Annotated in this window: 11 protein-coding genes; 3 read left to right on the forward strand and 8 right to left on the reverse strand. The window is 29.4% G+C overall.

The features are described 5' to 3' along the window. Positions 1-61 precede the first annotated feature (61 nt). Positions 62-1069 carry a 3-oxoacyl-ACP synthase III family protein gene (locus tag ACKTTQ_RS18030; protein ID WP_093870933.1) on the forward strand — a complete coding sequence of 336 codons (1008 nt, stop codon included), beginning with the start codon at positions 62-64 and terminating at the stop codon, positions 1067-1069. A gap of 68 nt (positions 1070-1137) precedes the next feature. Here ACKTTQ_RS18030 and ACKTTQ_RS18035 read toward each other — a convergent pair whose 3' ends face one another. The 3 genes from ACKTTQ_RS18035 to ACKTTQ_RS18045 form a co-directional block, all read right to left on the reverse strand. Further along, positions 1138-3972, reverse strand: coding sequence for a M20/M25/M40 family metallo-hydrolase (locus ACKTTQ_RS18035; RefSeq protein ID WP_408049999.1), 2835 nt, complete (start codon positions 3970-3972; stop codon positions 1138-1140). Positions 3973-4125: 153 nt separating this feature from the next. Further along, a complete protein-coding gene (locus ACKTTQ_RS18040; protein ID WP_408050000.1) occupies positions 4126-6519 on the reverse strand; it encodes a TonB-dependent receptor domain-containing protein in 2394 nt (797 codons plus the stop codon). 199 nt (positions 6520-6718) lie between these two features. Next, positions 6719-9130: a TonB-dependent receptor domain-containing protein gene (locus ACKTTQ_RS18045; protein ID WP_408050001.1), complete on the reverse strand. Its 2412-nt coding sequence runs from the start codon at positions 9128-9130 to the stop codon at positions 6719-6721. A gap of 104 nt (positions 9131-9234) precedes the next feature. Here ACKTTQ_RS18045 and ACKTTQ_RS18050 point away from each other — a divergent pair, with 104 nt between their 5' ends. Next, positions 9235-9597: a CoA-binding protein gene (locus ACKTTQ_RS18050; RefSeq protein WP_093870937.1), complete on the forward strand. Its 363-nt coding sequence runs from the start codon at positions 9235-9237 to the stop codon at positions 9595-9597. On the opposite strand, the gene ACKTTQ_RS18055 is transcribed toward ACKTTQ_RS18050, so the two are convergent. From ACKTTQ_RS18055 to pyrR, 5 genes are read right to left on the reverse strand one after another with little or no spacing between them, the layout of a single operon-like run. After that, on the reverse strand, positions 9594-10535 hold the full coding sequence (locus ACKTTQ_RS18055; protein WP_299135962.1) for a ribonuclease Z: 942 nt from the start codon (positions 10533-10535) through the stop codon (positions 9594-9596). The two genes, ACKTTQ_RS18050 and ACKTTQ_RS18055, sit on opposite strands and share 4 nt — an antisense overlap. A 2-nt stretch (positions 10536-10537) precedes the next feature. Then, a complete protein-coding gene (locus ACKTTQ_RS18060; RefSeq protein WP_093870939.1) occupies positions 10538-10858 on the reverse strand; it encodes a T9SS type A sorting domain-containing protein in 321 nt (106 codons plus the stop codon). A gap of 36 nt (positions 10859-10894) precedes the next feature. Further along, on the reverse strand, positions 10895-11227 hold the full coding sequence (locus tag ACKTTQ_RS18065; protein ID WP_113785388.1) for a hypothetical protein: 333 nt from the start codon (positions 11225-11227) through the stop codon (positions 10895-10897). A 3-nt stretch (positions 11228-11230) separates the two neighbouring features. Next, positions 11231-12163, reverse strand: coding sequence for an aspartate carbamoyltransferase catalytic subunit (locus ACKTTQ_RS18070; RefSeq protein WP_408050002.1), 933 nt, complete (start codon positions 12161-12163; stop codon positions 11231-11233). Positions 12164-12199: 36 nt separating this feature from the next. Next, positions 12200-12742 (reverse strand): bifunctional pyr operon transcriptional regulator/uracil phosphoribosyltransferase PyrR, encoded by a 543-nt coding sequence (gene pyrR / locus ACKTTQ_RS18075; protein WP_093872028.1) that lies wholly within the window; start codon positions 12740-12742, stop codon positions 12200-12202. A 146-nt stretch (positions 12743-12888) separates the two neighbouring features. Between pyrR and ACKTTQ_RS18080 the strand changes: the two genes are divergently transcribed. Next, a complete protein-coding gene (locus ACKTTQ_RS18080; protein ID WP_093870942.1) occupies positions 12889-14781 on the forward strand; it encodes a SulP family inorganic anion transporter in 1893 nt (630 codons plus the stop codon). The last annotated feature ends 21 nt before the right edge of the window (positions 14782-14802 follow it).

Raw genomic sequence — 14802 nt, forward strand, 5'->3', positions numbered from 1 at the left:
AAAAATTACTACTTTTACAAGCTACGCATTTACATAAAAGTAAAAAATAACATAAAAAATTATGTATAGTTCAAAAATTACAGGATTAGGGTATTACGTGCCTGACAACGTGGTAACTAATGATGATTTAACCCAGTGGATGGATACGAATGATGAATGGATTCAAGAGAGAACTGGTATTAAAGAACGTCGTTGGATTGACCCAAAAACAGGAGATAATACATCTTCAATGGGAGCTAAGGCTGCTAAAATAGCTATAGAAAGAGCAGGTTTAACCAAAGATGATATAGATTTTATTGTATTTGCAACTTTAAGTCCAGATATGTATTTCCCAGGAGGAGGAGTTCGTGTTCAAGATATGTTAGATATGCCTACTATTGGTGCTCTTGATGTTCGTAATCAATGTTCTGGTTTTATTTATTCTCTTTCAGTTGCTGATCAGTTTATAAAAACTGGGATGTATAAAAATATATTAGTTATTGGATCAGAGAATCATTCAGGTGGTTTAGAAAGATCAACTAGAGGAAGAGGTGTTACTGTTATTTTTGGAGATGGAGCGGGAGCTGCAGTTTTGTCACGTTGTGAAGAAGAAGGAAAAGGTATCTTATCTTCTCATTTACATTCTGAAGGAAAACATGCAAAAGAGTTAGCATTAGAAGGACCATCAACTGGACGTTGGGTACCTGAAATATTAGAAGCTAATGATCCTGAAGATGTTTCGTATTTTCCATATATGAACGGACAATTTGTTTTTAAACACGCTGTTGTTCGCTTTTCTGAAGCAATAGTAGAAGGTTTACAAGCTAATAATTTACAAAAAGAAGATATTGATATGTTAATTCCTCATCAAGCGAATTTACGTATTGCTCAATTTATTCAGAAAAAGTTTCAATTAGCTGATGATAAGGTGTATAATAATATCCAAAAATATGGAAATACTACAGCTGCATCAGTAATTATTGCGTTAACTGAAGCTTGGGAAAAAGGAAAAATAAATGATGGAGACTTGGTAGTATTAGCTGCTTTTGGTAGCGGATTTACTTGGGGGTCTGTAGTTATTCGTTGGTAAGACGTTTGATAAAATAAAAGTAAAACCGTGTGAAAATTCACACGGTTTTTTTATGACAAATAAATTAGTTATTTAATAATTACTTTTTTAGAATAACTTTTTGAGTTATTAAAAAGTGTTAAGAAGTAAATGCCAGTACTAAGTTTTGTAGTGTTTACAAAAGTTGATTTATCTTTTAACTTTAGTTCTTTTAATATATTTCCTCTTATGTCAAAAAGAAGAACAGTTCCAGCTTTCCAAAGTTCATTATTAACTGTTATAGTTATGTTTTTTTGACTTGATGGGTTAGGGTAAATATTTAGTAAAGAATTATCATTTGCTAAAATTAAATTATTTTCAATATTATTTCTTTCTGAAGTTATACAGTTTCCAATACGATTCCATCCATCAGTTGTTCTTTCATATAACGATCCAGCATAAGAAACAAGATCTTTTTCATTATAGTTTATAGAGCTATCATATGATTTTGCTTTAGAACATAAATCAGATTTACTGTTAATGTTTATTGATGAATTAACAATATTAACAGTATAATCTTCTACCTCACCATCAGGAAATGTTTCACATGCTGTAGATGCTCCATTGTATTTCATAGAAACACGCATTCTTGTTTGGCCTAAAGTAGCAGTTGAAGGTATTGAGATATTTGCTGTTCTGTTTCCAGCTATGTTAGATAATCCTATAGCAGTTTTTTCACTACTTTCAAAAGTACCGTTTCTATTATAGTCAATCCAAATAGTGAAGTATTCATTATATGCTGTATTGCTAAAACCAGCACTTACAATGATTTGATTAGTAGTCCCTTGCGTAACAGTAGCTATTTTTGATGTGAAATCACCATAACCTCCATTAGCTGTTGTTGTATTTGTCATACCTCCAAATGAAACATAGTCTATCCATTCATAAGTAATTCTTTCCCCTTTTGAGTTACAATAAGAAGGGAGGTTATCTAATGTTGTTACATTAACGTTATTACTTTTAGGAGAAATATTTCCTGCGGCATCTTTTGCTTTTATAGAAAAGGTATATGCAGTACTTGCTGTTAATCCTGTTACATTATATGAAGTTGTAGTAACAGTTTCTAGTTTCGTAGTACCTTGATAAACATCATAGCCTGTTACCGCTATATTATCTGTAGAAGCGGTCCAGTTTAAAGTTAAAGTTGTTTGTGCAACATTAGAAGAGACTAAATTACTAGGAGTAGTCGGAGGTTGAGTATCTGCTTGAGCTGATGTAATATTAACAGAATAATCTTCTGTTTCTCCATAATTATAAGATCCACAAGAACTAGGAATGGTATTATACCTTAAAATAACACGCATTCTTTTTTTTCCTTCTGAAACTGTTGAAGGAACAGTAAATGTTCCAGAAACAGGAGTTTCTTTTGAAGGAGATTTTGTCCATACAGTTTCTCCTGAGTCAGAAAAGTCTCCATCATTATTATAATCTATAAACACAGCATATCCTTCATTATATTTAGTACTTGCCCATTTAGGAGTTATTGAAATTGTTTGTGATTTACCTTTTTCTAAATCTGTTGAAATTGATGTGTGATTAGAATACCCATTGGTACCTTGATTTGAATTATTATTTATAGAACCGATATTCACATTACTAATATATTCATCAGATGTACTTTGTCCATTAGAACTACAATATGTTGGTTCACCGCCACCACCTCCAGATCCAATGTTTGAAATTTCAATAAGATATTCTAAGGCAAGTTTAGCAAATTTAGCAGCGTGTGTAGCATTTGCTGTTGGAAACCTTGAAGAAGTATCTTTAGCGGTATGAATATATGGGTTTGATTCACTTAATGTAGCTTCTATAGGAAAAGCAGTTTCGTATCCTTGTTGAGCAAAACTATGATGATCAGAACAACCATAATTACAACGAGAAGTACCATAGGTAATTTTATGAGTACCTGAAGCATTATAATGATCCATCAATTGAGTTAAATAGTTGTTTAAAGAAGTACTATTATAAGAGTCTGTTGTAATGTAAATATCATTTGTAGAACCTTTATAATTCGTCATATCTAATTGTAAATAACTAATGATATTCACATTTCTATTTTTATAATCTCTAGCTATTTCTTTAGATCCTACAAGACCAATTTCTTCAGCAGCGAAAGCCATAAATTCAACTGTACGTTTAGGTTTGTAATTCATGCTCAATAGTACACGAGCAACTTCAGTTATAGTTGCTATTCCTGATGCGTTATCATCTGCGCCAGGAGCGTTGGCATTTCCTTCTCTAGAAGTAGAGTCTAAATGTCCACCTAAAATAACATATTCATCAGGTTTTTCAGAACCAGTAATTGTCATTACTACAGAAGACATTGGTGTGTTTGTATGACTTACTAGTTTTACAGAAATATCACTTCTAGTGCTACTCATGTTTTCCCATTTAGCTTTTAAATCTACAGCAGATTGTTGTGCAGAAGAAAATGTATGGAATCTAGTTCCATAGCTTTCTAATTGGGTGATTTGGTTTTTGATATTCGTGTTATTTACAAGGTTTAAACTTTGGTTAACTAGTACATCTTGTGTTATGGAAAGGGGTATAGCTCTTTTAGAGCTTGTTAGTTTTCTTTTTTTGATTACCTGAATTTTTTCTATGGCTTTAATAGCCTCTTCTTTAGAGTTTTCTAAGAAATAACCAGGTCCGTGTCTTAAACCAGTATGATGAAGTTCTTCTGCTGAGGTATGGTTAAGCATTACAACACTGTAATCGGTGTAAGATTTTATGATTTTCACATCTTTAGGGTGGTTCTTTTTTAAGTTTACAGCATCATTGGTTCCCATGGTTGCATAAAACATTTTTTGCTTTTGAGCAAAAATGTTAAATGACACTAGTGTTATAAGCGTCATTGTTAGGGTAAAATTGATAAGTTTTTTCATTGTTTAAAATAATTAGAGGGTTAATTATTTTAAAAACAGTTATTTATGATTTTTATTGTGTATTTTTTATTTATTTATGTTAATTTTATTTTTATAGATATTTTTTTAACAAATTAACGAATGTTTTGTGTAAAAATGACAATATGATATTGTTTAAAATAAACCTCCATCAGTTTCATTGTTATCCCTATGTTTTCTATTTCTTGATTTATTTTTGGTTCCACCAAAATTATATCTAAAGCCTAAATAAAATGAGTTGTATTCTAGATTGTAGTTTCCTTTCTCTAAAAAAGGGTTTTCAGAGAAATAATCGTAATTAAGTCCGTTAAAAATATCTGTTCCTCTAAGAGTTATAGTTCCTTTCTTTTTTAAAACACTTAAACTAGCTCCAATATTAACCATAGTATAGGGTTTTACTTCAAATTGTATATTTTTACTTTTACCTCTATAAATAGCTGTTAATTGTAATCGTATTCTTTTATTTATTTTAAAGCTGTTGTTTAAAGTAGATTTAAAAAGAGTGTTTTTAACTTGTTCATTTTTAGTATTAATTATTCCTTGTGAATCTTGAATATATGTTTCTATTTGAGGCCTAATTTTCCACCAAGAAAATGCTTTATAACTCCCAAATATTTCTACACCGTAACTGTTAGCTGTATTGTAGTTTCCATAAGAAAAAACCTGTTTATTTGGGGCTGAAGTATCTTTTTGTATGGTTCTACCAATTTTATTTGAAATTTTACGATAAAATGTTCCAAAAGTAACTGTTCCTTTAGAAAAAGATTTTGAATAATTTAATTCAATAGAATTAGTAAATTGAGGAATTAAATTTTGATTACCTTCTGAGGTAGTAAATGGGCTAACCCATTCTTGTATAGGAGTCACTTGATATATTGAAGGTCTATCTACACGTCTACTATAAGCTAGTTGAATATCTTCTTTGTTAGTAATATGGTAGGTTAAAAAAGCTGATGGGTATATACTAAAAATTTTATCAGAATAAATGGAAGGATTACTCTGTTGAGTATTTGAAAATAATCCATTAACAATGAATTGTTCTAGTCTGATACCAGCTTGAATTGACCATTTTTTAAAATTGTTATTTATGTTGAAATATCCAGAATACATACTTCTATCATAGTTGAAATCAGTATTTCCCTTAGGTTGTTGAGAAACTGGAGTTCCAATTTCAATAACCTGATCTGTTTTAATTGAGCTTATTACTTTTTGATTTCGGTATTCAATACCTAATTCTAGTTTTGCTGTTTCAAAAAGAGGAGTTTCATAATCTAGATTTACTAACCAAGATTTTTTAGTGTCTGAAATTGAGTTGGTATAATTAAATAATTTGTTATTTGTATCTTGAAGAAGTCTGTTAATTGATTCTTCAGGGTTTTTATGAATACTATAATTAACTTCTAGCTCAATATTTTCGCCTTTATTATTAGTTGTTAATTTATAATCGACATTATAGTTTTGTTCTGATTCATTGTATTTTGAATGGTTAGGAGCTTCTAATATGTTGTTATTTATACGTGAAAAAGAATTGGTGTATAAAGTTGAATTACTAAAATTCTGATATGTATAAAGTGATAATGTATTGTTTTTATCAAGATAAATATCTGAGCCAATTTTAAAAGCATGATCAGAGTAGTCGTGCAAAAAATTAAATTTTTGTTCTAAATTATTAGTAGTTCTTACTAATTGTTGTATAGTAGAGTTTTTCCCCCAGTTACTACTATAATTACCAAATAAGTTTATTTTTCCAGTATTATAATTTAAATTTAAAGAAACATCTGGTCTTGTGTTTTTGCTGTGTTCAAAGCCTACAGAAATTGTTCCGTTAAAACCAGATTTCATATTTTTCTTTAAAATAAAATTAATAATACCACTCATACCTTCTGGATTGTATTTTGCTGAAGGCGTGGTAATAATTTCAATTTGTTTTATTAAAGAGGAAGGAGTTTGTTTTAATAGTTGAGAAGTGTCCATGTTAGAGGGTTTTCCATTAATCAAAACACGAACATTTTCATTACCTCTTAAGCTAATAGAACCAGTTTGAATATTAACATTTACTGAGGGTATGTTTTGTAACATTTGTAATGAATTAGTTCCAGTAGCAATTAAATCTTTGCCTACATTTATAACTCTTCTATCAACTTTTTGAACAACACTAGTCTCTTCTGCATGTATTTCAATATCTTTTAACTTGGTATTTTTATTTTTTAAATAGAGCTTTTTTAAGTTAATTATAGGAGTAGCTTTACTTAACACAATTTCTTTACTCAAAGTTGAAAAACCTATAAACTGTATTTGAATTATATATCTTTTTAAAGGTAATTGTTTAATAGTAAAAAGGCCTTTTTCATTTGCTATTCCTCCAGAAATTATTTTATTATCCAAGGTTTTGCAAACTATTGTAGCATAAGGTATAGCGGTTTCGTTTTTTTGATTTATAACTAGCCCAGAGATTTCTCCTAGATTCTTTTTTTGTGAGAATATTAAAAGTGTGTTTATATATAAAATTATAAATAATAATTTTTTCATTTTAAATAGTAGTACTAAAATAAAATATGGAGGTAACGATAATTGATATAATATCAATTAACTAATAAGGAATAAGAGGTAATTATATATAGCCAGTAAGTATATTTTATACATATAAAATACCAAGTGCAATTATATGAAAAAAACTTCAGATAAATTAATATCTGAAGTTTTTATATATTTATAGCAAAAGTTGTTGTTAAATGAACCCTCCGCTACCTTGTTTTTCATTATTATCTCTTCTTCTTCGAGATTTAGCTTTATTCTTTCCTCCACCAAAGCGGTAGTTAAAACCTATATAAGCTGATTGACTTTCCCAATTGAATTGTCCGTTTTGAGTAAATGGTGTTTCAGCATCAAAGGCAAATCTCATTCCTTTGAAGATATCATTAACTCTAAGTGTTAAATTACCTTTACCTTTTAATACTCTTAAACTAGCACCTGTATTGATCATCCACATAGATTTACTATTAAATTGTATACCATCCTGACCACCACGATACATTGCAAATAATTGAAAACGTAAATTCTTAGTTGCTGTAAAACTGTTACTAATTCTTGAATTGAAAACATTTGTTTTTACATCTGTAGTTCTTTCATTAGCTTCTTTGTAGTTTACAATACCTTTTTGAGATTGAGAATAGAAATCTAAACTTGCATTTGCTCTCCACCATTTTGCAATTCTATAATTTGCTGAAAACTCTAAACCATAAGCATCATTATCTGGGAAGTTAATGAAAGATAAAATTTGTTTTACCTTAGGTACATTTGTGTCTAAAGGATCTTTGTAGGTTAATCTAGATATGTTATCATTTATTTTTCTGTAAAAAGTTCCAAAAGTTAAAGAACCTCCTTTAATTCTACGTGTATAATTAACTTCAAAAGAATTAGTAAACTGCGGACGTAATGTTGGTTCTCCAATCGATGTTATTAAAGGAGTACTCCATTCTCTAATAGGATTTAATTGACCTATACCAGGACGATCAACTCTTCGGCTATAGCTTAACTGAAACTGATTCTTATCAGAAGGGTTATAGGTAAAAAAAGCTGAAGGGTAAACAGTGAAAATATCATCAGTAATCTTAGCAGTTGAAGTTCCATTAACAAAATCACCTTCTATTTCATACTGCTCTAAACGAGCTCCTATTTGCATAGTTATTTTATTAAACTTATGACTGTAAGTTATGTATGAAGAAAATATATTTCTATCATAATTAAATGAAGAGTTGTTTAGGTTTTCTTGATTGGTAATAATGCTATTAGAAGTTTTGTTTATTCTAACTTCTGCACCTAATTCAAGTTTACCATTTTTTGAAACAGGATTTGTATAATCTAAATTAAGTAACGTATTGTCTCTATTGTTAGTAACACTATTATTATAGTTTAAAGATTTATCACTAGGATTAATTAGTTCGTTAAATACCGCTACTTCAGGGGATTTTGAATTAGAAAAGTTAGCTTCAAATTCAATATTATGACCTTTTTTATCAAAATCTAATTTATAGTTAAAGTTATAAGCACTTGAATTACTTTCAGAATTTGAAATAGTAGGAGCATTAGTAAGTAAAACACCATTATTTCTAACCATTGTTGATCCAGTTGCTAAACCATCAAACCAATTTTGAGTAGTATAAACTGATAAAGTATTTTTATCATTTATATAGATATCAGCTCCAACTTTTAATAAATGAGATGTATTGTCGTTATCAAAAACAAAGTTTTGATTAATAGTTTGTGGTGAAGTACGATTAACATATCCATAATTATGTCTTTTTCCTATACGTGTACCGTAATTAGCAAAAAAGTTAACATTACCTGTTTTATAATTCATGTCTAATGAACCATTATAACGAACATAATGCCCAGCTTCAACACCAGTATTAATTGAACCATTAAAACCCATGTTTGCTTTTTTATTTAAAATGATATTGATAATACCACTCATACCTTCAGGATTATATTTAGCAGAAGGGTTGGTTATTAATTCAATACTTTTAATTGAACTTGAAGGGATTTGTTGCAATAATTGAGCAGCACTAATATTTGTAGGTTTTCCGTCCACTAATACACGTACATTGTCATTTCCACGTAAACTTATGTTTCCTGTTTGACTATCAACACTTACTGATTGTACGTTATTTAATAGCTCTGAAGCTGTTGCTCCTGCAGATGTTAAATCTTTACCTACATTTATTACTTTTCTATCCACTTTTTGTGTTACAGTAGATGTTTCAGCACGAACTTCAACTTCATCTAACGTAGTAGCGTCTTCTAGTAATGAAATAGTTCCTAAATTAATTTTTTTACGACTCCCTTTAATAGCAATTGGTTTGTTAATAGTTTTGTATCCTATAAACTGTATTTCAACAATACTATTTCCTTCAGGAATATTTTTCACTGTAAATATTCCGTTTTCATTAGTAATTCCTCCAGTTATTATTTTTTTGGCAACATCTTTGATTATAATGTTAACGTATGGTAAAGGTTCTTTTGTAGTTTGATCAATTACCTTTCCGTAAACTGATCCAGGTTTAGATAAATTACCTTTAGACATTTGGGCATATGTATTCATGCTTAAAATGGTTAAAAGTAAAAGTAGTATTTTTTTCATTTTGTTAATTTTATGTAATTTTGAATTGTCTTAATAACTAATAGACTATAGGTATTATATTTTTGTTACCTTAATTAACTCTATTTAACGTATTATTAACAGGTATGAAAAACACAACTTTAGTTTTAGGAGCTTCTTTAAAAGAGAATAGATATTCAAATAGAGCTGTTAAGTTGCTTGATAATAAAGGGTTTAGTGTAAGGGCAATTGGTAACAAAGAAGGTAGTATTAATGCTATTAAAATTGTTACAGAAAAATTAATGTTAAAAGATATAGATACTGTTACATTGTATTTAAGTGCTAAAAACCAAGTAACTTATTATGATTATATTCTTAGTTTAAATGTGAATAGAGTAATTTTTAATCCAGGAACAGAAAACAGTGAATTTAAAAATTTGCTTGAAGAGAATGGTGTTAAAACAGAGGTAGCATGTACTCTAGTATTACTTTCAACAGGGCAATATTAGTTTAAAACTTGAATAGGGAAGGAGTCTATAGAATAACGTTTACCAGCTTCTGCTAATTCAACATTTTCAAAAACAGTTTGAGCTTCGTTTTTAAAATCATTGATGTTATTGTACCTGCTTGAATAATGCCCAATAATTAATTTTCCAACATTAGCTTGACTGGCAATTGAAGCAGCTTGTTCAGCAGTAGAATGTTTAGTTTTATCACATAAATCTTCTCTATCTTTTAAAAAAGTAGCTTCATGGTACAAAACATCTACATCTTTTATGATAGGTACTATATCTGGTTTGTACTCAGTATCACTACAAAAAGCAAAACTCTTTGGTTTTGAAGGCTCAATGGTTAATTTTAAATTAGGAATTACTTCTCCCGAAGATAAAGTAAAATCTTTTCCAGCTTTTAAGTTATGATAGTCACAGGTGTCAATTTCATCATATTGTTTTATATTTTCAATATGTAGTTTTTTTAATTTTGGTTTTTCTGTAAATAAATAACCGTTTGTATATACTCTGTGGCTAAGAGGGATTGTATGTACAGAAACTTTATCGTCTTCAAAAATTAATTCACTTTTATTAGATGATAACTCATGAAATACAATGTTGTATTTTGTCCAAGATTTAGAAAGTTTTAATTGTAGCACTGTAACTTCTTTTATTCCTTTTGGACCATAGATATGTAAATCTTTTTCTCTGTTTAAAATACCAAAAGTAGATATTAAGCCAATTAAGCCAAAAAAATGATCACCATGTAAATGGGAAATAAAAATATGGTTAATTTTAGAAAAACCTATTTTGTATTTGCGCATTTGGCGTTGGGTACCTTCGCCACAATCAATTAAGAAATGTCTATTATTTATTTCTAAATATTGTGAGGTAGGATGCGCATTTACACGAGGGGTAGCAGAGTGGCACCCAAGAATGGTAAGGTTTAAGCTCATTATTATTTAATAACAAAGCGTTTAGAGATTACTTCTTTGTTCGTTTGTATTGCGTAAATATACATACCAGCTTTTAAATCGTTGCGCCTAAAAGGGAATGAATTTCTCCCTTTTTTAACTTTTAATTTTTCAGTAAAAACAGTTTTTCCTAAAACATTTTTAACAGTTAATAATACAGGTTGATCATTATTTACATTAAAAAAAATAGTTGTATTATTTGTAAAAGGATTAGGAGATGCTACTAATTTACTAATGCCTTTCTGTTGAGAAAAGATAGAAAAAGAAACAAAGAAAAATATAATTAATAGTAATTTTTTCGTCATAAATAATTCATTAAGGGGTTATGAATAGTTATAAGGTTAAAAACCTAAATCACGTTGTATATCTTCCATTTCAATAATATCTTCAGCTTCAACTAGTGTTGGCACTATATTAAAAAATTCAGGAAAATTATCAACATTAACTTCATTACATATAACAACAAAAGATGTGCCACTTTGTTGTTGTAAATCAGCGTATTTCAAAAATACTAAAATATTCTTTTCGGTGAAATTATTTTTAGGAGAAATTTCAACAATTAAATGTTTTCCTTTCAAATTAGTATAATTTTCATCAAAATTTTCAATGAATATTTCAAAAGAAGATTCATTGGACGAAATTAAGTTATAATTATTTTTCTGTATTATATTCATACTTTATCTTTTTATTTGCTGAGCGAACAAATAAATAACAGCCATTCTAACAGCTACACCGTTTTCTACTTGATTTAAAATAATAGATTGGTCACTATCAGCTACATCACTTGTTAGTTCTACACCTCTGTTAATAGGACCAGGATGCATAATAACAATTTTCTTGCCAAGGTTATCTAGAATTTGTTTATTGATTCCAAATAGCTGTGTGTATTCTCTTGTTGAAGGAAAGTATTTAATATCCATTCTTTCATGTTGCACACGTAAAACATTAGCAACATCACACCATTCAAGAGCTTTCTTTAAATTTGTTTCAACTTCAACTCCTAAGCTAGATATGTAGCGTGGAATTAATGTTGTTGGTCCACATACTTTTACTTCAGCTCCTTGTAATTGTAAAGCAAAGATATTTGATAAAGCTACACGTGAATGTAAAACATCACCAACAATTACTATTTTCTTACCTTTTAAATTACTATTTAAGGCTTCACGCATAGAAAAACTATCTAATAAAGCTTGAGTTGGATGTTCATGCGTACCATCACCAGCATTTATTATTTTAGCATCTACGTGATTTGATAAGAATATACCAGCTCCAACACTTGAATGTCGCATAACAACAATATCAACTTTCATAGATAAAATGTTGTTTACTGTATCTATAAGTGTTTCTCCTTTTTTAACAGATGATTGACCGGCAGAAAAATTAATTACATCAGCAGATAATCTTTTCTCAGCTAATTCAAATGATAACTTTGTACGTGTACTGTTTTCAAAAAATAAATTAGCAATAGTTATATCTCTTAATGAAGGTACTTTTTTTATAGGTCTGTTTATAACTTCTTTAAAATGAGAGGCAGTTTCAAAAATGATATCTAAATCATTTTTATTAAGGTACTTTATGCCTAATAAATGTTCAACACTTAATTGCTTCATTCTAGTGTAATTTTTTTATCATAACTATATCAAGCATTATTGCTTGTTCTCTAGGTAAATGGTGTCTTTTTTGTGAGTTTCTTTCCAATGAACAACTACTTTTTCTTCATTAATAGCATCTACTTGCCTACCTCTATAATTAGGTTGAATTGGTAAATGACGACTAAATCTACGGTCTATTAATACTAGTAATTCAATGTTTTCAGGTCTTCCATATGATTGAATAGCTGTTAAAGCTGATCTAACGCTTCTTCCTGAATACAAAACATCGTCAATAAAAACAACATTTTTACCTTCTATAAGAAAGTTTATTTCAGTTGTAGTTGCTTCTAGGGGTTCGTCTCTTCTTCGGAAATCATCACGGTAAAAAGTTATATCTAATAACCCCAATTGTAAGTTCTTTATACCGTAATCATTCTTTAATAATTTAGCTAAACGTTGTGCTAAGTATGTTCCTCTCGGTTGAATACCTATTAATACTGTATTAGAAAAATCGTTATGATTTTCGATTAACTGACAGGCTAATCGATGCAGAATGATTTCAATTTCTTTTGAAGTAAGTAGTGTTTTTCTGCTCATTGTTGCTACCAATTTTATTTGATAGTTTCAATATTCAAAATTAAGACAAAAAAATACGTTGGCAAAATTAAAGTTAATGAAACATAAAAGTAAATCAATAAAATTATCTTTACATTTGCCAACTTTTAGAATAGCCTCGTAATATTATGATGAAATACATTAAGAATAAGAAGATTAAGATAAAAGATGATACGTTAGCTGGTATTACTGTTTCCTTAGCAATGATACCAGAGGTTGTTGCTTTTGCCTTTGTAGCTCAAATAAGCCCTATTGTAGCATTGTTTGGTGCGTTTGTGGTAGGTATAATTTCTGCGATTTTTGGAGGTAGGCCTGGTCTAATTTCGGGAGCAGCTGGAGCAGTAGCAGTTATTTTTGTTCATATGATTCAAGAAGGGCATGCCAAAGGTCTTTTATTTGATTCTCCAGTAGAGAATATGGGGTATTTCTATCTTTTGGCTGCAGTAGTTTTAATGGGAGTTATACAAGTTTTGGCTGGTGTTTTTAAATTAGGAAAGTTTGTTAGATTAATACCTCATCCAGTAATGATGGGGTTTGTAAATGGACTTGCTATCGTTATTTTTATGGCTCAGCTAGGGATGTTCAAAGAAAACTCAAAAGATTTATTTGGGCAGAACAAACGTAAAACTGATTCTAAGGAACTTGTATATAATGTCGCTAATAATGAAGTTAAAGATGTAATGTCTGGTACAATTTTATATGCTATTAAAGAAAACTCTGTAATAAATTTAAAAACAAACAAAGAAGCTTTTGTAATATCTGATGGTCAGGTGTTCAATCCTGAAACTAAAAAAGTTGTATTTAATGTAAAAGATGATGGCTTTTATTCTATAAAAGATAGTGGAGTAGTAAAATCTACTATGCAAGGAGAAAAGTTATATACCATGATAGGTTTAGTATTATTAACAATGCTTATTGTATGGGGGCTACCTAAATTGACTACAAAAATACCAGCAGCTTTAACTGCTATATTAATAGTTTCTTTTGTAGTTATTTTTGGAGGTATTAATTCTATTAATGTAGGTGATTTTATTAGAGATGGGGGAGGAGCCGGATTAAATGGTTTTGATGAATTATCTAAAAAATTAAATCTATTTGAGTTATGGAGTAACCTTCCTTTTAATTTGGATACATTGAAATTTATAGCGCCTTATTCATTTTTAGCGGCCTCAGTTGGTTTAATTGAAACGCTTATGACAATGAATTTAGTAGATGAATTAACTGATTCTAGAGGAAATGGAAATAAAGAGTGTGTTGCTCAAGGTGCTGGAAATATGGTTAGTGGATTGTTTGGAGGAACTGGTGGTTGTGGAATGATTGGCCAAACAGTTATTAATATTAATGCTGGAGGTAGAGGTAGATTATCTGGAGTAATGATGGCTTTAACTTTATTAACTTTTATTTTATTTGCTGATAAATATATTGAACAAGTGCCTATTGCCGCATTAGTAGGTGTGATGTTTATGATGGTTATAGAAACTTTTGCGTGGTCTAGTTTTAGAATCATGAATAAAATACCTAAAACAGATGCATTTGTTTTAATTATAGTATCTGCTGTAACAGTATTCTTTGATTTAGCAATAGCTGTATTTGTAGGTGTTATAATCTCTGCATTAGTTTTTGCATGGGAAAATGCAAGAAAAATTAGAGCAAGAAAACGTACAAAAGATGACGGTACTAAAGTTTATGAAATTTGGGGCCCTTTATTTTTTGGAAGTATAACTGCTTTTAATGAGAAATTTGATATTAAAAATGATCCAGATAAAGTTGAAATTGATTTTGTAGAGTCACGTGTATCTGATCATTCAGCTATAGAGGCTATTTTTAATTTAGTAGAAAAATATCAAGCAGCTGGGAAAAAAATAATATTAAAGCATTTAAGTGAAGATTGTAAAGTATTAATGTATAAAGCTAGTGATACTTTTCATGATATTATTATAGAAGATATTGATGACCCTCGTTATCACTTAGCTGAAAATCCTGAAAAGTTTCCGAAGCCATTATCTGAATATAAATTTTAAAAAAATAACATAAAAAAACCA

The sequence above is a fragment of the Tenacibaculum halocynthiae genome (genome assembly GCF_964512825.1).
In the GTDB taxonomy this organism is placed as follows: Bacteria; Bacteroidota; Bacteroidia; order Flavobacteriales; family Flavobacteriaceae; genus Polaribacter; species Polaribacter halocynthiae.